This is a genomic window from Streptomyces sp. 3211.6 (assembly GCF_003634815.1).
GTDB lineage: Bacteria > Actinomycetota > Actinomycetes > Streptomycetales > Streptomycetaceae > Streptomyces > Streptomyces katrae_A.
The window spans coordinates 1,688,266-1,705,372 of record NZ_RBXC01000001.1 but is presented as its reverse complement, the minus strand read 5'-3'; the positions used below and the strand labels follow the sequence as shown (position 1 = coordinate 1,705,372).

Below are 17,107 nucleotides of genomic sequence, written 5' to 3'. Positions count from 1 at the left end.
GCGGATGACGTGCCGTTGCCCCTCATCCGAACGGTGCGGGGCGCTCCGGCTGTGGGCCGTCGTCGTCGGCGGGCCGCTCGACGCCCGCGCACCAGACGCGGAGGATGCGGCGGGTGGCGCGGATGTCGGTGAGGGGGTCGCCGTCGATCAGGAGGAGGTCGGCGCGGTGGCCGGGGCGGATGGTGCCGCGGTCGGTGAGGCCGAAGTGGCGGGCCGGGAGGACCGTGGCGGCGCGCAGGGCGTCCAGGGGGGACAGGCCGGCGTCCACGAGGAGTTCCAGTTCGTGGTGGAGGCTGCTGCCGTGGGGCGGGGTGAAGGGGACGCCCGGGGTGGCGTTGGAGTCGGTGCCGGCGAGGACGCGGACGCCCGCCCGGTGCAGGGCGGCCGTGCTCGCGCGGGCCCGGTCGTAGTGCTCCAGGCCCGGCAGTCCCGCCGCGGCGAGGCCCTCCATCATGGTCAGGGTCGGTACGGCGGCCCGTCCGGCGGCGTGCATCCGGGCCGTCGCCGCCGCGTCGAGGGGGCGGTCCGCCGGGACGTGGGTGAGCACGTCGGCGCCGGCCCGCTGCGCCATGGCGTAGGCCTCGGAGGCGGCGGTGTGGGCGACGACGAGCCGGCCGTGCGCGTGCGCGGCGGTGACCAGGGCGTCGAGGGTGGCCTGGTCCAGGGCCCCGGGGCCGGGCCGCTCCGCCACGATCTTGATGTAGTCCGCGCCCTCGGCCACCCGGGCCGCCACGAAGCGCTCCGCGTCCGCGGGGCCGGTGACGACGCTGTCCGCCGGCACCCCGGGCATCCGGGAGTGCAGGCCGCCCGCCGCGATGGCGAGGGTGCCGGGGCTGCGGATGTCGGTGAGTCCCGGTGCGGCGCGCAGGGAGTCGACCAGGGCCGGGGGCCAGGTGGCCATGTCGAGGGCGGTGGTGACGCCGTGGTCGCGCAGCTGCCGCAGGTTCTCGGGGCCGTGCAGGTGCACGTGCGAGTCGATCAGCCCGGGGAGGAGGACGGCGCCCCCGGCGTCGACCTCCCGTGCCCCGTCGGGGCCGGCGGCGATCACCCCGCCGTCGATGACGACCGTGGCGGGGCCGAGGAGCCGTCGGCCGTCGAAGACCCGGGCGTTCGTCAGAGCCGTCTTCACGCGGTCATTCTTCCGCGGACCGCCGGCTGTGGGCGGGGGACACGAGGGACCGGATCAGGGCCAGGGGACGTGTCGTCGTGGTCACACTCGACACTGAAGGGTCAGGCGGAATCGGCGAGTGGATCACTTAAGCGGTGCTACGGAAACCGCGAGTTCCGGGGCCGTGGCCTGAAGTGGCCGGGGGCATGGCAGGCTTGGGGCATGGCCGTTCAGATCAATCCCAGCATCCTGTCCGCCGACTTCGCCCGCCTCGCCGAGGAGGCCAGGGCCGTCGAGGGGGCCGACTGGCTGCACGTCGACGTCATGGACAACCACTTCGTCCCGAACCTCACGCTCGGCGTACCGGTCGTGGAGTCCCTGAGCCGTGCCACGGACATCCCGCTCGACCTGCACCTGATGATCGAGGACCCCGACCGCTGGGCGCCGCAGTACGTGGAGGCCGGCGCCGGCTCGGTGACCTTCCACGCCGAGGCCGCCGCGGCCCCGGTGCGCCTCGCGCGCGAGATCCGCGCCCAGGGCGCCCGGGCGGCGATGGCCCTCAAGCCCGGCACCCCGATCGAGCAGTACGAGGACATCCTCCCCGAGCTCGACATGGTGCTGATCATGACCGTCGAGCCCGGCTTCGGCGGCCAGTCCTTCCTCGACATCATGCTGCCCAAGGTCCGCCGGACCCGGGAGCTCATCGCCAAGCACGGACTGGACCTGTGGCTCCAGGTCGACGGCGGGGTCTCGGCCACCACCATCGAGCGGGTCGCCGAGGCCGGCGCCGACGTGTTCGTGGCGGGCAGCGCGGTCTACGGGGCGGTCGATCCGGCCGCCGCGGTGCGGACTCTGCGTGACCAGGCGGGTGCGGCGATCGCCGCCGCCCCCTGGGCCTGCGACCACTGAACCGATCGTTGGTGAACGGCTCGGTGAACGGATGTCGTCCAGGCTGATCAATGGCCGTTGGATCTGACAGGATGAACGGCGAGTCGAGAGTGTGAACACGACAGTGTGAACAGCAGTGAGGAGAGCGCGGTGTCTGCAATGTCGGCGGGACGGTCAGCCCTGCGGATGGGACCCGCGGAGCTGGTGCAGGCGGCGGCCATGGCACGCCGCTTCTACCTGGAGGGCAAGTCCAAGATCCAGATCGCCGAGGAGTTCGGCGTGAGCCGCTTCAAGGTGGCCCGGGTCCTGGAGACCGCCCTCGAACGCGACCTCGTGCGCATCGAGATCCGGGTACCGGCGGAACTGGACGCGGAGCGCTCCGACGCGCTCCGCGCCCGGTACGGGCTGCGGCACGCCGTCGTGGTCGAGTCCCCGGCCGACGCGAGCGAGGACGCGCCCGATCCGGAGAACCTCGGGGCGGTCGCGGCCGACCTGCTGGGCGAGCTGGTCAACGAGGGCGACGTCCTCGGGCTGGCCTGGGGGCGGTCGACCATCCACATGGCCGCCTCCCTGCACCGTCTGCCGCCGTGCACGGTCGTCCAGCTGACCGGCGTGTACGACGCGGGGACGGCCGAGCGCGGGTCCGTGGAGGCCGTACGGCGCGCCGCACAGGTCTCCGGCGGCGACGCGCACCCGATCTACGCCCCGATGCTGCTGCCCGACCCGGCGACGGCGGCGGCGCTGCGCAACCAGACGGGCATCGCGCGGGCCTTCGAGTACTTCGACAAGGTCACCGTGGCGGCCGTGTCCATCGGCTCCTGGGAGCCGGGGATCTCGACCGTGCACGACATGCTCACGGACGAGGAGCGGGCGCACTACGCCTCCCTGGGCGTGGCGGCCGAGATGTCGGCCCACCTGTTCGACGCGGAGGGCCGCAGGGTCGGCCGCGACCTCGGCGAGCGGTGCATCACGGTCGAGGCCGACCGGCTGCGCCGGATCCCGGAGGTCGTGGCGATCGCGGGCGGGCTGCGCAAGGCCGCCGCGATCGGGGCGGTGCTCCGCTCGGGCCTCGTGACCAGCCTGGTGACGGACACGGCGGTGGCGGACTACCTGCTGACCGAGTCCGCCCCGGGGCTGCGGCCGGCGCTGGAGCGGGCCGATCCGGACGAGCTGTAGGCCGCGTTGGGCGGAGGGTGTCGCAATCGATACCCGGAGCCGGGGTCGGAATGCGGCTCCTGCACGCATACTGGCTTCAATGACCAGGCCCGCGGCGTCCCGCCGCCACTTGCCGTCCAGTCCCTTCAAAGCCCTCGTGGAGCCGCCCGTAAGGGAGTTCGGCGTGGGCGACCGGGTGAACCACGATGAGCACGGCCTCGGCCGGGTCGTCGGTGTCGAAGAGGGTGTAGCGGTACTCGTCGACTTCGGCTCGGTCCGCAGACGTGTCCTGAGCCCGTACTCCAGGATGGTGGTGCTGTGAGCCACGCATCGCCGTTCGCGTAAATATCGGATATTTGGCACGATCGAGGCATGATCTTTCGGAGCGTGCCCCGGTCGCTGTCGCGCGCGCTGGGGGCCCTGTTCCTCTGCGTGGCGCTCGTGGGCGCCGGGGGCTGCGGCGGTGGGCCCGCCCCCGCCGCACCGCCGTCGCCCAGGACCGGCGCCACCGCGCCCGCGTGGGCCAAGGGGATGGCCACCGTACGGGCCGACGCGCTGCCGCCGCAGGCGCGCGAGGTGCTGGCGCTCATCGACAAGGGCGGCCCGTACGCCTACCGGCAGGACGGCGCGGTCTTCGGGAACTTCGAGAAGGTCCTGCCGAAGCAGAAGCGCGGCTACTACCACGAGTACACGGTCAAGACCCCGGGGGAGCGCGACCGGGGGGCCCGCCGGATCGTCACGGGCGAGGGCGGGGAGTTCTACTACACGGACGACCACTACGAGACCTTCAAGGCGGTTCTGCGATGACCCTCGCCCCGCAGCCGCTCGCCCCCGCCCTGGCCGCCGCCGAGGCGGCCGGCTGGACGACCGTACGGCTGGACCTGGACGGCGTGCGCAGCAAGGCCGCCCTGATGCGGCGCTGCGCGGCGGCGCTCGAGGTGCCGCAGTGGTTCGGCGGCAACTGGGACGCCCTCGCCGACGCGCTGATCGACCTGTCCTGGCTGCCGGACGCGCCGGGCCGGCTGCTGGCGGTGACCTCCTGGCGCGGGTACGCCGCGGAGCGGGCCGAGGACTGGGCCACCCTGGGGGAGATCCTGGAGGAGGCCGTCGACTTCTGGCGGGAGCAGGACGGGGCGCCCGCGCTGACGGTGCTGCTGGCCGGGCCGGCGGCCTGACGGGCGCCGGCCCGGCGCCGGTCAGCTCGTGCCCGGGCGGAACAGCTGGTCCTCCACCGCGCGCAGGCCGAGGTTCCAGTAGGTGACCTTGGCGGCGTGCCCGGCGTTGAGGGTGCCGGTCCGCGCCGCCAGCGGGAGGTCGAGCCGGCCCACGTCCCTGTTGCTGCCCGGGGTCCGGTCCTGGTAGCCGAGGGACAGCGAGTCCACGGCGGTCGTCGCCTCGCCCCCGCGGAAGAGGTAGACCCCCGCGTACGCCTCCTGTCCGGGTGCGATCGTGGCGATCGCCCGCGGCGGCGTGCCGTAGGGGCCGAGCGGGCCCTTGATGGTGGCCCCGAACCCGACGTACGGGTAGTGGTAGAGGGTGCAGGGCTTGCCGCTGACGTTGGTGGCCGTGACGAGGACGTTCTGCCCGGAGTCCTGGCGCCAGAGCGAGAGGCCGATCGAGAGGTCGTTGTCGTTGCAGGTGGTGCCGCCGTCAGGGCCCTTCGACGGGGCGGCCGTGCCCCCGCTCCCCGGGGCGGCCGAGGGCGCGGCGACGCCGGACGCGCCGGGCGTGGCGGGCGTGGCGGCGGAAACGGCCGGGGTGGTGCTGGCGAACCCCGGCGGGCACGGCTGCTCCACGGACCGTTGCCGATTCGGGGCGGGACGTTGCCGTTACGCCCAAATGGACGTGGACCCTCCGGTCGGGGGCCGGCGCGGGCCGGCCCCCGGCCGGGGTGTCACTCCGCCGGTGCGGACTTCGGGATCCACGGCGGGGTCTGGCCCCAGGACCAGACCGGGACCTTGGCGGCGTCCACCGGCGGCGGGTTGGGGCCGGAGTAGATCAGGGCCATCCGGGTGCCCCACTCGATGTAGTAGACGAACACCGCCCGGAACTCGGGGTCCGTCGGGAGGCCGACCTCGTCGGCCGTGTCCAGCAGCAGGTCCACCCAGCGGCGGCGCTGCTGCTCCGTGATGCCGCGCCCCAGGTGCTTGGTGGCCATGTGCATGTGGCCGCCGTGGTGTGCCGAGTAGTCGGCCGGGCCGCCGAAGACCTCCGACAGCCAGACCGCGACGTGTTGCGGGTGCTCCGCGTCCATGCCCGCGAAGACCGGGGCCAGGATCTCGTCTTGCAGGGCATGACCGTAGAAGACGTCGGTGAGGCGGCGCATGGCCTCCGCGCCGCCCATCCACTCGTAGATCGTGGGCGTGGTGCTCATGACTGACCGGCGGCCTTCCCCGGGCCGGCCACGTCGGTGACGGTGTAGTGCTGCATCTCCTCGATGTTCGTCACGTACGGGCGGATCGCCTGGAAGAACGCCGGGAAGTGCTCGCCCTTGCGGAAGCCGTTGAGGTGGGCGTCGACCGAGGTCCAGCGGATCCGCAGGATGTACCGCTCGGTGTCCTCGGTGTTGTGCGCCAGCTCGTAGTCGATGCACTCGGGCGAGGCCGCCAGGGCCTCGGCCGCGCGGGAGTACGCCTCCTCGAACGCCTGCTGGTCCTGCGAGGCGATCCGGTAGCGGATGTACTCGACGGTGGTGGTCATGGTGTGCGTGCCTCTCCCTGGGATCAGGTCGTCCCGGATACTTTCCGGGATCATCAGTGCCCGGTGGGGATTTCCGTCACTCCGGCTGAGACTTCTGGATGTCGGGGCCCTGCGCGCGGACCTGGCGGACCTTGTCCAGGGACTCGCGCAGCTCCCGGAGCCATGCGTCGGTGTTCTCCCCGACGAGGCGGACGCACCAGGCCAGCGCGTCCGCCCGGCTGCGCGCCACCCCGGCGGCGACCAGGGTGTCGAGCACCTGGCGCTCGGACTGGCGCAGCCGGGTCATGACGGGGACCGCGAGGTGGGTGAAGAGGACGGTCTCCCCACCCGCCTCCACGCCCCAGGCGACCTTGCGGCGGTAGAGCTCCTCGGCCTCGCGGGCCACCTCCATGCGCTGCTCGCGCGTGCGCTCGCGGAACTCCTTGACCGACTCGGACGCCGGGACGGTGCCGATGACGGTGATCTCCTCCCGGTCGACGGTGACCGAGACGAGGGACTCGTAGACGTCCACCGGCAGGCGCTCGGCGAACCACGCGCGGAGCTTCTCGCTCTGTTCGGCTGTAATCATGTAATCAACGTTGCATCCGCTCTCCTCGTGATCGCAAGGGTCCGGGTGTTCGCCCTCGGCTTCAGCCCATCGAGCGGTAGCGGTGGATCAGCGAGACGGCCATGGCCCCCTCGCCCACGCCCGAGGCGACCCGCTTGACCGAGTGGGCCCGTACGTCGCCCGCCGCGAAGACCCCGGGGACGCTGGTCTCCAGCGGGTAGGGGGCGCGCTCCAGGCTCCACTCCGCCGGCAGCTCCCCGCCGTTGGCGATCAGGTCGGAGCCGGTGAGGACGAAGCCGTACTCGTCGCGTTCGACCACGCCGGACAGCCAGTCGGTGTGCGGGCGGGCGCCGATGAACGTGAACATGAACCGGGCCGGGACCTCCCGGTCCTCGCCGGTGTCCGCGTCGTGCAGGGTGATCCGCTCCAGGTGCTCCCCGCCGTCCAGGGCGGTGACGGTCGTGCGGACCTTCACCTCGATGTTCGGGGTGCGCTCGATCTCGTCGATCAGGTAGCGGGACATGCTCGCGTCCAGGGAGGCCGCACGGACCAGGATGGTCACCCGGGCCGCGTACTTGGCGAAGTGCACCGCCGCCTGCCCGGCCGAGTTGGCGCCGCCCACGATGAACACGTGCTGGGAGATGCAGGCCGAGCTCTCCGTGGTCGCCGCCCCGTAGTACAGGCCCGCGCCCTCGAAGCGGTCCGCGCCGGGGGCCTCCAGGCGGTTGTAGGAGACCCCGGTCGCCAGCAGCACCGTCTCCGCGCTGATCTCCGTGCCGTCCGCCAGGGTCAGGATCTTCGCCGGGTCGTCCCGGGTGAGGGAGACCACCTCCACCGGGTGCAGGATCTCGGCGCCGAAGCGGGAGGCCTGGATGGTGGCCCGGCGGGTCAGGTCCCCGCCGGAGAGGCCCGAGGGGAAGCCGAGGTAGTTCTCGATCAGGCTGGAGGTGCCGGCCTGCCCGCCCGGGGCGCGGGAGTCCAGCATCAGCGTGGACAGCCCCTCGGACGCCGCGTACACCCCGGCGGCCAGGCCCGCCGGGCCGGCGCCGACGATCACGCACTCGTAGTGCGGGCGGGAGGCGGTGGTGGACAGGCCCAGGTGCCGGGCGAGTTCGGCGTCGGTCGGCGCGGCGAGCACCGAGCCGTCCGGGAAGCGCACCAGCGGCAGCGCCGCCCCCGCCTGGGCGTCGGCGATGACCGTCAGCGCCTCGGGGTCCCGCTCCACGTTCAGGAAGCGGAACGGCTGCCCGTTGCGGGTGAAGAAGTCCCGGACGGCGTGGGTGCCGGGGGAGACCAGGTGGCCCGCGACGATGATCCCGTCGTAGGCCGGCCGGTAGGTGGCCAGCCAGTCCGACAGCAGGTCGTCCAGGACCGGGAAGAGCCGCTCGTGCGGCGGGTCCCAGGGCTTGAGCAGGTAGTAGTCCAGCCGGACCCGGTTGATGGCGGTGATGGCCGCGTCCGTCTCCGCGTACGCCGTCAGCAGCACCCGGCGCGCGTCCGGGAAGCGGCTGACCGCCTCCAGCAGGAACTCCACCCCGGTGACGTCGGGCATCCGCTGGTCGACGAGGAACAGCGCGGGGTCGTGGCCGCGCTCGTCGAGGGAGTCGAGGATCTTCAGGGCGTCGGCGGCCGAGGAGGCGCCCAGCACCCGGTAGCGGTCGCCGTAGGCGCTGCGCAGGTCGCGGCGGACCGCCCTCAGCACCTGCGGGTCGTCGTCCACCGCCAGGATCACGGGCTTGCGGCTCTCGGCCCGCTCCGGGGACGCGGCCGTGCTCGCGGCCGGGGTCGCGGGGGAGGCGGGGCTCCCCTGGGCGGCGTTCACGCCGGCTCCAGCATCAGCTGGTCGGCGTAGCACCAGGCCCAGTCCTCACCGGGCTCGTGCGAGGCCGCGATCGGGTGGGCCGTCGCCCTGTAGTGCCTGGTGGCGTGGCGGTTCTTCGAGGAGTCGCAGCATCCGACGTGCCCGCAGCTCAGGCACATCCGCAGGTGCACCCAGACGTCCCCCAGGCGCAGGCACTCCTCACAGCCGTCCGCGGATGGCTTCACCGGACGTATCTGGTCGACGTGTGTGCACAACAGGTCCTTCGTCATCGTCCCCGTCCCTCTCCTCACGCACTCCTGACCCGGCGCGCCCGCCCATCACGGGGCGTCCAGACCATAAAACGGGGATCTTGAAATGGTTCAGCGATCCGGCCGAGGTCAGGAAGTCCGGCGCGTACTTCCTGACCTCGCCGGACTACTAGGTGAGGTGCCGCCACCACCTTGCCCGCTACCTCACGAAGTCGCATTCCCGCCCTTTGACGCGGGCTCCGGCCGCACGCAGTGTGGTGGACGCAAACACAACAGGCCGCGCCTGGAGGAATCCGTGAGCAGAAAGATTCTGGTCATTGTCTCCGAACACGGTTACTGGTCCGAGGAACTGATCGGTCCCGTTTCGAAGTTCGACGAGCAGGGCTACGAGATCACATTCGCCACGCCGACCGGAAAGCGCGCCCACGCGCTTCCGCCGAGCCTCGACCCCAGCTTCGTCGACCCTCCGCTCGGCCGCTCGGTCACCTCGGAGGAGAACGCCCGGCTGGGCCGGGAGTTCGAGCAGTCGAGCCGCCTCGACTCGCCCCTCGACATCGAGGCATGGGTGCCGGAACGCCCGTACACGAGCGACGAGGCCTACCTGCGCAAGCTGGAGCAGTACCACCGGGACCTGGAGAAGCTCGAGGCCGACATCGCCGGCTACGACGCGATCCTGATCGTCGGCGGCAGCGGTCCCATCGTCGACCTCGCCAACAACGAGCGGGTCCACGCCCTGATCCTCGCCTTCAAGAACGCCGGCAAGGTCGTGGCCGCCGAGTGCTACGGCGTCGCCTGCCTGGCCTTCGCCCGCGACTGGGGCGACCGCAAGAGCATCATCTGGGGCAAGCACGTCACGGGCCACTGCAAGGAATACGACTACAAGGACGGCACCGGATTCCTCGGCACCGACTTCAACATGGGCCCGCCGCCGTACCCGCTGGAGTACATCCTGCGCGACGCGACCGGCCCGCGCGGCGCCTATCACGGGAATTTCGGCCACCCGCTGTCCGTGATAGTCGACTATCCCTTCGTCACCGGCCGCTCCACCCCCGACTCGTACCTCACGGGGCAGAAGATCGTGGAAGTCCTGGAGAACGGCCTCACCCGTTACGGGTGGTAGGGGAATGAGGGGGAGTCCGATGAATTCCGAAGCCACTCCCGGACGGGAAAGGCTGATCGAGCAGTTCAAGGCCGACGGCCTGACGGTGATGTTCGGAAATCCGGGAACGGTGGAACAGGGATTCCTCGACGCGGCGGACGCGGCGGCGGACTTCCACTACGTCCTGGCCCTCCAGGAGACCGTGGCCGCCGGCATCGCCGACGGCTACGCCCGGGCCACCGGCGGTGCGGCCCTGCTCCAGCTGCACTCCGGCGTGGGGCTGGGCAACGGCATCGGCATGCTCTACCAGTCGCTGCGCGGCCACACCCCGCTGGTCGTGGTCGCCGGCGACGCCGGGGTGCGCTACGACGCCATGGACGCCCAGATGGCCAGTGACCTGGTGGCCATGGCCAGGCCCGTGACCAAGTACGCGACCCGGGTCACCGACCCCCGGTCCGTGCTGCGCACGATCCGGCGGGCCGTGAAGATCGCCCTCACCCCGCCGCGCGGCCCGGTGTTCGTGGCCCTGCCCATGGACGTGCTGGACGAGCTCAACTCCGAACCCGTCCTGCCCGCCACCGTGCCGCTGACCGACGTGGCGCCCTCGCCGGCCTCGGTGGGCCGGGCGGCGGAGCTGCTCGCCTCCGCCGAACGCCCCGTGGTCCTCGTCGGGGACGGGGTCTCGCTCTCCGGGGCCCAGGCCGAACTCGCCGCCGTCGCCGAGCTGCTGGGCGCCGACGTGTACGAGGTCGACTCCTCCGAGGTCAACATCGCGGCCTCGCACCCGCTGCGCCGCGGCCAGACCGGCCACATGTTCGGCCCGCACAGCAAGGAGCTGGTCGGGGAGGCCGACGGGGTGCTGATCGTCGGCACCTACGTCTTCCCCGAGGTGTTCCCCGAACTGGAGAACCCCTTCCGGCCCGGCGCCAGGGTCGTGCACATCGACCTGAACGCCTACGAGATCGCCAAGAACCACCCCGTCGACCTCGGGCTCGCCGCCGACCCGCGCCAGGCGCTGCGCGCGCTGGCCGGCGTGCTGGAACAGCGGCTCACCCCGCAGCGGCGCGCGGCGGCGGCCGCGCGGCTCCAGGCGAGGACCGGGGAGCGGGCCGACGCCGCCCGGCAGCCGTCCCCGGACGAGGACACGCCGATGGCCGTCTTCCTGCGGAGGCTGGCCGAGCGCACCGGCGGGGACCTGATCGTCTTCGACGAGGCGCTGACCACCTCCCCGCTCGTCACCCGGTACCTGCCGCCCGAGCGCCCGGGCGACTACCACCTCACCCGGGGCGGTTCGCTGGGCGTGGGCTTCCCGGGGGCGGTCGGCGCCAAGCTGGCCCGCCCCGACCGGCTCGTCGTCGGCTTCGCGGGCGACGGCGGGTCCATGTACACCTACCAGGCGCTGTGGACGGCGGTCCGGCACGGGATCGACGCCAAGTTCGTGGTCTGCAACAACCGCAAGTACCGGCTGCTCGACGACAACATCGCCCAGTACTGGCGGGAACGGGACATCGCCGGACACCCCTTCCCGGGCTCCTTCGACCTCTCCCGCCCCGAGATCGACTTCGCGGGGCTCGCCCGGGCGCTGGGCGCCGACGGGACGCGGGTGGAGAAGCCGGACGAGGCGGCCGCCGCCGTGGACCGGATGCTGGCCCACCCCGGCCCGTACCTCGTCGACGTCCAGATCTGAACCGACCGGACCACACCGAACAGGAGGAGACCGCATGCCCGCCGAGCGGCTGACCGAGGACGCGATCCGCACCTTCGCCGAGAACTGGTACGTGGCCCTGGACCGCCACCTCCCGCTGGAGCAGGTCCTCGCCCTCATCACCGAGGACCTGGAGTTCAAGGTCCCCGAGGACACCTTCCTCGGCCACCAGGGCTTCGGCCGCTGGTACGACGCCGTCACCCACCGCTTCTTCGACGAGGTGCACACGGTCACCAAGGTGGAGCCGGTCATCGAGGGCGACCGGGCGATCGTCCGCGTCCTCGTCAACTGGCAGGCCAAGATCTGGGACCCGCCGGCCGCCCGCAGCCAGTGGCTCGGCTTCGACGCCGACCAGACCTGGACCGTGGTGGCGGGCGCGGACGGCCCGCTGATCAAGCAGTACACCGTCAACGAACTGGCGCCGATGCCCGGTTCGGGCTCGCTCTGAAAGGGCCGCGGCGATGACCGAAGTGACCCGCGAGCGGGTCGAGGCCGCCTACCGGGCCCTCGGCTCCGGAGACCGCGCGCGCATCCTGGAGTACTACTCCGAGGACCTGCGCTGGCTGGTGCCCGGCAACCACCCGCTGGCCGGCTGGTACGAGAGCCTGGACGCCTTCCTGGAGCTGATGGGCCAGACCCACAAGCTCACCGGCGGCACCTTCCGCATGGAGCTGGAAGCGGTCCTGACCGGGCCGGACTGCAGCGCCGACGTCTGCCGCAACACCGCCCTGCGGGACGGCGCGGACCCGGCGGCCGGCTCCCCGTACGAGCGGATGGACTACCCGGTCTTCCACTTCATGAAGTGGCGCGACGGGCGGATCGTCGAGGGCCGCGACGGGCTCTTCGGCGACACGGCCAGTGCCTTCAGCCAGTTCTGGGCGCCCTTCGCGCCGGACGGCACCCGCAGGGACCGATAGGGGGATGAGAGACCGATGGACGCCCGAGAGAGCGTGACCGAAGTCCTTCGAAAGTACTACGAGTACGCCAACGCCGGGGACTGGGACCGCTGGTGCGACCTGTTCGCCGAGGACCAGGTCATGGACGAGCAGCTCGCCGGACACATCGAGGGCCTGGAGACCCTGCGGTCGATGATGAAGGGCATGGGGGCCATGTACCGGGTCTTCCGCAACGAGCCCGTGCACTTCCTGGTCGACGGGGAGAAGGCCGCGGCCGTCTCCCACATCACCGCCGAAAGCCCGTCGGGGCAGGCCATCGAGGCCGAGGTGATGAACTTCTTCCGGATCGTGGACGGCCGGATCGCCTACATGGCCAACTTCCACGACACCGTTCCCTTCCAGGTGCTGAGCCAGGACTGAGGGGAACCGGACCCGTGGCCACAGACCAGTACGACTACGTGATCGTCGGCTCCGGCACCGCCGGCAGCGTCCTCGCCCACCGCCTCTCCGCCGACCCGGACGTCTCCGTCCTGGTCCTGGAGGCCGGCGGGAACCGCATCCCGCCCGAGGTGGACGACCCGTCCTCCTGGTACAAGCTGCTCGGCGGCCCCGTCGACTGGGGCTACACCAGCGTCCCGCAGCCGGGCCTCGGCGGGCGGCGGACCTACGAGCCGCGCGGCAAGGCGCCCGGCGGCAGCAGCAACCTCTACATCATGATGCACATCCGGGGCCACGCCTCGGACTTCGACAACTGGGCCTACCAGGGCGCGGCCGGCTGGGCGTACGAGGACGTGCTGCCGTACTTCGCGCTGCTGGAGGACCAGGAGGACGCCACCGCCCCCACCACCGGCACCGGCGGCCCCCAGCGGGTCACCAACGCCGGGCGGCACGGCCCCAACCCGGTCTCCCGCGCCTTCATCGACGCCGCCGTCGAACTCGGCCACCAGGAGATCGCCGACTTCAACACCGACGGCCCCCGCCGCGGCCTCTTCGGCACCGGCTGGCACCACATCGACGTGGCCGACGGCCGCCGCCAGGGCACCCTGGCCGCCTACCTGGAGCCGGCCCTCGCCCGCCCCAACCTGACCCTGCGCACCAGCGCGCAGACCACCCGGCTGCTCTTCGACGGGGACACCTGCACGGGCGTCGAGTACGTCCAGCTCCGGCCCCCGGCCGAGATCCCCGGCCGGACGGTACGCGACGGCCACAGCACCGCCGCGGCCCCCGGACTGCACACCGTGCGGGCCCGCCGGGAGGTGATCGTGGCCGCCGGGGCGATCGAGTCCCCGAAGCTGCTGCTGCTCTCCGGCATCGGCCACCCCGAGCAGCTGCGCGAGCACGGCATCGAGGTCACCGCGGCCCTGCCCGGGGTCGGCGAGAACTTCCACAACCACGTCCTGACCGGGCTGATGGCCGAGGTCACCCAGGAACTCCCGGCGCCGGCGCAGAACCTGTCGGAGAGCGCGCTGTTCCTGTCCTCCCGGCCCGGACTGCCCGCCCCGGACCTCCAGATCGCCTTCGTCCACGTCCCCTTCGACGTGATCGTCGGCCGCAGCCACCCGAACACGGTGTCCATCCTGCCCGGCGTCGTCCGCCCGGTCTCGCGCGGCTCCGTCCGGCTGGCGAGCGCCGACCCGCTCGCCCACCCGCTGATCAACCCGAACTACCTGGGCGACCGCTGGGACCTCGAACGGATGGTGCAGGGCGTCAAGCTCGCCCGGGAGATCTTCGCCACCTCCGCCTTCTCGCCCTGGTACAAGCAGGAGCTCCAGCCGGGGCCCGGCGCCGTCACCGACGAGGACCTGCGGACCTTCGTACGGCAGAAGGCCGAGAGCTACCACCACCAGGCGGGCTCCTGCCGGATGGGCGTCGACGACCTCTGCGTGGTCGACCCCGAACTGCGGGTGCACGGCGTACGGAACCTGCGCGTCGTGGACGCGAGCGTGATGCCGGCGGTCCCGTCGGGCAACTGCCACACCGCCATCGCGATGATCGCCGAACGCGCGGCGGACTTCCTCACCGGCCGGAACAGGGGGGCCCGACGTGCCTGACGTCGTACTGCGCGAGGGCGTGCTGACCGGGACGCGGATCGCGGTCCTGGTCGAGAGCGACTTCTACGAGCCGGAGATCTTCTACTACCAGCGCCGGTTCGCCGAGGAGGGCGCCGAGGTCGACTTCCTGACCCGGCTGTGGGGCAACGACTCCATCACCTTCTCCGGGCACGAGTACCGGGCGCCGTTCACCGCCGAGAAGTCCCTGGAGGGGCTGGACGACGAGGAACTGCGCCGGTACGCCGCGGTCATCGTGCCCTCGGGCATGGTGGCCGACCGGCTGCGCTACACCGAGGACGTGGACGTGCTGGCGCCCGCGACCGAGTTCCTGCGCCGGGCCTTCGAGGAACCGACCGTCCTCAAGGGGATCATCTGCCACGGCATGTGGCTGGCCTCGTCCATCCCGGACAAGGTCCGCGGCCGCAAGGTGGTCTGCCACAACAACCTCATCGGCGACGTCCGCAACATGGGTGCCGAGTACGTCGACGAGGACGTGGTGGTCGACGGGGACCTGGTCACCGGCCGCACCGGCGGCCACCACCACCTCTTCGCCCGCCGGATCATCGAACTGCTCGCGGCGCGCCGGGGCCGGGGGAACGCCTGATGGCCGGCACCGGGCAGCGCGCGATGGTCTGGTCGCACGTGGGCCTCAACTGCGCCGACCAGAAGAGCACCGAGGAGTTCTACACCCGGTACTTCGGCTTCACCCGGGCCCGGGTGGTCGACCTCGGGGAGGCCCGGATCGTGTTCCTGCGCAAGGGGGACGCGTACCTGGAGCTCTTCGAGTCGCCGGTGGGCCCGGCCCGCCCGGCACACGACGACGGGCCGCCGGCCCCCGGCCGGATCCGGCACCTGGCCTTCCAGACGGACGACGTCGACGCCTTCCTCGCCGAACTGGGCGAGGCGGCCGACGTGACCCTGGGGCCGCTGGACTTCGACGACTTCATCTGCGGCTGGCGGACCGTGTGGGTCCGCGATCCCGACGGGGTGATCGTCGAGGTCAGTCAGGGATTCGAGGACGACAGCTCACACGACAAGGACGGTGCATGACATGGCGGGCACGCCCGGCTTCTCCTTCTCCGACACGATCGCGGGCTACGTCGTCCGCTTCGACTCCGCGTCGCGGCTGCTGCGCCTGCGGACCGCCGACGACCGGGAGTTCGACGTCTCGCTCGCCTCGGGTCCCAGCGCCGAGCTGGTGCGCAACCTGGACGAGCCGTACGTCGACGCCTCCGGGCACGTCGACGAGATGCTCTCGGCCGGCCGGTTCCTCTTCGCCTACGGGGTCCACTACCCCGAGCAGGGCGGCCGCTTCGACGCCAAGCGGCTGGTTTTCCTGGGCCGCAGCGCCGAGGACTACCGCTTCGAGGAGGCCGGCTGGTGGGTCAAGCAGATCGAGTCCCTCGCCGACTTCTACAAGCGGGCGCAGTTCGGTGACGGGCCGGTGGACTTCACGCAGTACCGCACCGAGATCCGGCTCGGCGGCGACAAGACCGCCAGCCACGTCCAGGAGACCGACACCATCTCCCGCCTGGTCTACGGCATGGCCTCGGCCTACCTGCTGACCGGCAAGGACGAGTACCTGGAGATCGCCGAACGCGGCACCGAGTACCTGCGCAAGCACATGCGGGTCGTGGACAGCGAGGAAGACGTCGTCTACTGGTACCACGGCATCAGCGTCGACGGGGACAGCGAGCGCAAGCTGTTCACCTCGGAGTTCTCCGACGACTACGACGCGATCCCGATGTACGAGCAGATCTACGCCCTGGCCGGCCCGATCCAGACCTACCGGGTCACCGGCGACGTCCGGATCAAGAACGACGCCGACGCCACCATCCGGCTGTTCGACAAGTTCTTCCACGACCCGGAGCAGGGCGGGTACTTCTCGCACATCGACCCGATCCTCTTCAGCCCCGACCACGAGTCCCTGGGCGAGAACGCCGAACGCAAGAACTGGAACTCCGTCGGCGACCACGCGCCCGCCTACCTGATCAACCTGTACCTGGCGACCGGCGACCAGAAGTACGCCGATTTCCTCGAGTACACCTTCGACACCATCGCGGACAAGTTCCCGGACTACAAGAACAGCCCGTTCGTCCAGGAGCGCTTCTTCCGCGACTGGTCGCACGACACCGCGCACAGCTGGCAGCAGAACCGCGCGGTCGTCGGGCACAACCTGAAGATCGCCTGGAACCTGATGCGGATGAACTCGCTGAAGGCCAAGCCCGCCTACCAGGAGCTCGCCCGCAAGATCGGCGAGATCATGCCCGCCGTCGGCAGCGACCGCCAGCGCGGCGGCTGGTACGACGTCGTGGAACGGGTGAAGGAGGGGGACCAGGAGGCGTACCGTTTCGCCTGGCACGACCGCAAGGCCTGGTGGCAGCAGGAGCAGGCGATCCTCGCCTACCTCATCCTGAACGGCACCGTCGGCGGCGAGGCGAACCTGCGCGAGGCACGCCAGGCGCAGGCCTTCTACAACACCTTCTTCCTCGACCACGACGAGGGAGCCGTGTACTTCAACGTGCTCGCCAGCGGCACGCCGTACCTGCTCGGCACCGAGCGGCTCAAGGGCAGCCACTCGATGTCCATGTACCACTCGGCGGAGCTGTGCTACCTCGCCGCCGTCTACAACAACCTGCTCATCAACGGCCGGGAGATGGACTTCCACTTCCAGCCCGACCCGGCCGACCTGCCCGGCCGGACCCTGCGCGTCTCGCCCGACCTGCTGCCCGCGGGCTCGGTGCGGATCGCGTCGGTGGAGATCGACGAGAAGCCGTACGAGGAGTTCGACGCGGACGAGCTGACCGTCCACCTCCCCGACGTCCAGGGGCGGGTCAAGGTCAAGGTCCGGCTCCGGCCGGTGGCCCAGAAGTAATGCCCAACGGGGG

At 71.5% G+C, this 17,107-nt stretch carries 21 protein-coding genes; 14 read left to right on the top strand and 7 right to left on the bottom strand.

The window, feature by feature from the left end:
• Window positions 1-22: 22 nt before the first annotated feature.
• Window positions 23-1,129: an amidohydrolase family protein gene (locus tag BX286_RS07950; RefSeq protein WP_079424993.1), complete on the bottom strand. Its 1,107-nt coding sequence runs from the start codon at window positions 1,127-1,129 to the stop codon at window positions 23-25.
• A 201-nt stretch (window positions 1,130-1,330) separates the two neighbouring features.
• On the opposite strand from BX286_RS07950, the gene rpe reads away from it, so the two are divergent.
• The 5 genes from rpe to BX286_RS07925 all read left to right on the top strand — a co-directional run bounded on the left by rpe (window position 1,331) and on the right by BX286_RS07925 (window position 4,326).
• On the top strand, window positions 1,331-2,017 hold the full coding sequence (gene rpe / locus BX286_RS07945; RefSeq protein WP_079424992.1) for a ribulose-phosphate 3-epimerase: 687 nt from the start codon (window positions 1,331-1,333) through the stop codon (window positions 2,015-2,017).
• Between the two features lie 138 nt (window positions 2,018-2,155).
• Window positions 2,156-3,172 carry a sugar-binding transcriptional regulator gene (locus BX286_RS07940; protein WP_045946176.1) on the top strand — a complete coding sequence of 339 codons (1,017 nt, stop codon included), beginning with the start codon at window positions 2,156-2,158 and terminating at the stop codon, window positions 3,170-3,172.
• A gap of 79 nt (window positions 3,173-3,251) precedes the next feature.
• Window positions 3,252-3,473 (top strand): hypothetical protein, encoded by a 222-nt coding sequence (locus tag BX286_RS07935; RefSeq protein ID WP_079424990.1) that lies wholly within the window; start codon window positions 3,252-3,254, stop codon window positions 3,471-3,473.
• Between the two features lie 50 nt (window positions 3,474-3,523).
• Window positions 3,524-3,958 (top strand): ribonuclease domain-containing protein, encoded by a 435-nt coding sequence (locus BX286_RS07930; protein ID WP_079424988.1) that lies wholly within the window; start codon window positions 3,524-3,526, stop codon window positions 3,956-3,958.
• Window positions 3,955-4,326 (top strand): barstar family protein, encoded by a 372-nt coding sequence (locus tag BX286_RS07925; protein WP_100865096.1) that lies wholly within the window; start codon window positions 3,955-3,957, stop codon window positions 4,324-4,326. Before BX286_RS07930 ends, BX286_RS07925 begins: the two co-directional genes overlap by 4 nt.
• Window positions 4,327-4,347: 21 nt before the next feature.
• Here BX286_RS07925 and BX286_RS07920 read toward each other — a convergent pair whose 3' ends face one another.
• The 6 genes from BX286_RS07920 to BX286_RS07900 all read right to left on the bottom strand — a co-directional run bounded on the left by BX286_RS07920 (window position 4,348) and on the right by BX286_RS07900 (window position 8,489).
• Window positions 4,348-4,947 carry a DUF4232 domain-containing protein gene (locus BX286_RS07920; protein WP_121014779.1) on the bottom strand — a complete coding sequence of 200 codons (600 nt, stop codon included), beginning with the start codon at window positions 4,945-4,947 and terminating at the stop codon, window positions 4,348-4,350.
• A gap of 98 nt (window positions 4,948-5,045) precedes the next feature.
• Window positions 5,046-5,525 carry a group II truncated hemoglobin gene (locus BX286_RS37840; protein ID WP_079424982.1) on the bottom strand — a complete coding sequence of 160 codons (480 nt, stop codon included), beginning with the start codon at window positions 5,523-5,525 and terminating at the stop codon, window positions 5,046-5,048.
• Window positions 5,522-5,851 (bottom strand): putative quinol monooxygenase, encoded by a 330-nt coding sequence (locus BX286_RS37835; RefSeq protein WP_079424980.1) that lies wholly within the window; start codon window positions 5,849-5,851, stop codon window positions 5,522-5,524. Before BX286_RS37835 ends, BX286_RS37840 begins: the two co-directional genes overlap by 4 nt.
• Before the next feature lie 76 nt (window positions 5,852-5,927).
• Window positions 5,928-6,419 carry a hypothetical protein gene (locus tag BX286_RS07910; protein ID WP_079424978.1) on the bottom strand — a complete coding sequence of 164 codons (492 nt, stop codon included), beginning with the start codon at window positions 6,417-6,419 and terminating at the stop codon, window positions 5,928-5,930.
• A 61-nt stretch (window positions 6,420-6,480) separates the two neighbouring features.
• The gene (locus BX286_RS07905) at window positions 6,481-8,130 is read right to left on the bottom strand and encodes an FAD-dependent oxidoreductase (protein WP_045946197.1); all 1,650 of its coding nucleotides are present in this window, start codon (window positions 8,128-8,130) and stop codon (window positions 6,481-6,483) included.
• Window positions 8,131-8,216: 86 nt separating this feature from the next.
• Window positions 8,217-8,489 carry a UBP-type zinc finger domain-containing protein gene (locus tag BX286_RS07900; RefSeq protein ID WP_079424974.1) on the bottom strand — a complete coding sequence of 91 codons (273 nt, stop codon included), beginning with the start codon at window positions 8,487-8,489 and terminating at the stop codon, window positions 8,217-8,219.
• Between the two features lie 274 nt (window positions 8,490-8,763).
• Here BX286_RS07900 and BX286_RS07895 point away from each other — a divergent pair, with 274 nt between their 5' ends.
• From BX286_RS07895 to BX286_RS07855, 9 genes are read left to right on the top strand one after another with little or no spacing between them, the layout of a single operon-like run.
• On the top strand, window positions 8,764-9,588 hold the full coding sequence (locus tag BX286_RS07895) for a type 1 glutamine amidotransferase domain-containing protein (protein WP_079424972.1): 825 nt from the start codon (window positions 8,764-8,766) through the stop codon (window positions 9,586-9,588).
• Between the two features lie 19 nt (window positions 9,589-9,607).
• A complete protein-coding gene (locus BX286_RS07890) occupies window positions 9,608-11,254 on the top strand; it encodes a thiamine pyrophosphate-binding protein (protein WP_100865098.1) in 1,647 nt (548 codons plus the stop codon).
• Between the two features lie 34 nt (window positions 11,255-11,288).
• Window positions 11,289-11,720, top strand: coding sequence for a nuclear transport factor 2 family protein (locus tag BX286_RS07885; protein WP_079424968.1), 432 nt, complete (start codon window positions 11,289-11,291; stop codon window positions 11,718-11,720).
• Window positions 11,721-11,733: 13 nt separating this feature from the next.
• Window positions 11,734-12,189 carry a nuclear transport factor 2 family protein gene (locus BX286_RS07880; RefSeq protein ID WP_079424966.1) on the top strand — a complete coding sequence of 152 codons (456 nt, stop codon included), beginning with the start codon at window positions 11,734-11,736 and terminating at the stop codon, window positions 12,187-12,189.
• Between the two features lie 15 nt (window positions 12,190-12,204).
• Window positions 12,205-12,588: a nuclear transport factor 2 family protein gene (locus BX286_RS07875; protein WP_079424964.1), complete on the top strand. Its 384-nt coding sequence runs from the start codon at window positions 12,205-12,207 to the stop codon at window positions 12,586-12,588.
• A gap of 14 nt (window positions 12,589-12,602) precedes the next feature.
• On the top strand, window positions 12,603-14,219 hold the full coding sequence (locus BX286_RS07870; protein WP_121014778.1) for a GMC family oxidoreductase: 1,617 nt from the start codon (window positions 12,603-12,605) through the stop codon (window positions 14,217-14,219).
• A complete protein-coding gene (locus BX286_RS07865) occupies window positions 14,212-14,823 on the top strand; it encodes a DJ-1/PfpI family protein (protein WP_121014777.1) in 612 nt (203 codons plus the stop codon). The genes BX286_RS07870 and BX286_RS07865 overlap by 8 nt, the downstream gene beginning before the upstream one ends.
• Window positions 14,823-15,269, top strand: coding sequence for a VOC family protein (locus BX286_RS07860; RefSeq protein WP_208949809.1), 447 nt, complete (start codon window positions 14,823-14,825; stop codon window positions 15,267-15,269). The genes BX286_RS07865 and BX286_RS07860 overlap by 1 nt, the downstream gene beginning before the upstream one ends.
• Before the next feature lies 1 nt (window position 15,270).
• The gene (locus BX286_RS07855) at window positions 15,271-17,094 is read left to right on the top strand and encodes an AGE family epimerase/isomerase (RefSeq protein ID WP_079424958.1); all 1,824 of its coding nucleotides are present in this window, start codon (window positions 15,271-15,273) and stop codon (window positions 17,092-17,094) included.
• Window positions 17,095-17,107 lie beyond the last annotated feature (13 nt).

Coding starts and splice junctions, on each gene's coding strand:
- rpe (WP_079424992.1), top strand. CDS start 1,331: ATGGCCGTTCAGATCAATCCCAGCATCCTGTCCGCCGACTTCGCCCGC.
- BX286_RS07940 (WP_045946176.1), top strand. CDS start 2,156: ATGTCGGCGGGACGGTCAGCCCTGCGGATGGGACCCGCGGAGCTGGTG.
- BX286_RS07935 (WP_079424990.1), top strand. CDS start 3,252: ATGACCAGGCCCGCGGCGTCCCGCCGCCACTTGCCGTCCAGTCCCTTC.
- BX286_RS07930 (WP_079424988.1), top strand. CDS start 3,524: ATGATCTTTCGGAGCGTGCCCCGGTCGCTGTCGCGCGCGCTGGGGGCC.
- BX286_RS07925 (WP_100865096.1), top strand. CDS start 3,955: ATGACCCTCGCCCCGCAGCCGCTCGCCCCCGCCCTGGCCGCCGCCGAG.
- BX286_RS37840 (WP_079424982.1), bottom strand. CDS start 5,525: ATGAGCACCACGCCCACGATCTACGAGTGGATGGGCGGCGCGGAGGCC.
- BX286_RS37835 (WP_079424980.1), bottom strand. CDS start 5,851: ATGACCACCACCGTCGAGTACATCCGCTACCGGATCGCCTCGCAGGAC.
- BX286_RS07910 (WP_079424978.1), bottom strand. CDS start 6,419: ATGATTACAGCCGAACAGAGCGAGAAGCTCCGCGCGTGGTTCGCCGAG.
- BX286_RS07900 (WP_079424974.1), bottom strand. CDS start 8,489: ATGACGAAGGACCTGTTGTGCACACACGTCGACCAGATACGTCCGGTG.
- BX286_RS07890 (WP_100865098.1), top strand. CDS start 9,608: ATGAATTCCGAAGCCACTCCCGGACGGGAAAGGCTGATCGAGCAGTTC.
- BX286_RS07885 (WP_079424968.1), top strand. CDS start 11,289: ATGCCCGCCGAGCGGCTGACCGAGGACGCGATCCGCACCTTCGCCGAG.
- BX286_RS07880 (WP_079424966.1), top strand. CDS start 11,734: ATGACCGAAGTGACCCGCGAGCGGGTCGAGGCCGCCTACCGGGCCCTC.
- BX286_RS07875 (WP_079424964.1), top strand. CDS start 12,205: ATGGACGCCCGAGAGAGCGTGACCGAAGTCCTTCGAAAGTACTACGAG.
- BX286_RS07860 (WP_208949809.1), top strand. CDS start 14,823: ATGGCCGGCACCGGGCAGCGCGCGATGGTCTGGTCGCACGTGGGCCTC.
- BX286_RS07855 (WP_079424958.1), top strand. CDS start 15,271: ATGGCGGGCACGCCCGGCTTCTCCTTCTCCGACACGATCGCGGGCTAC.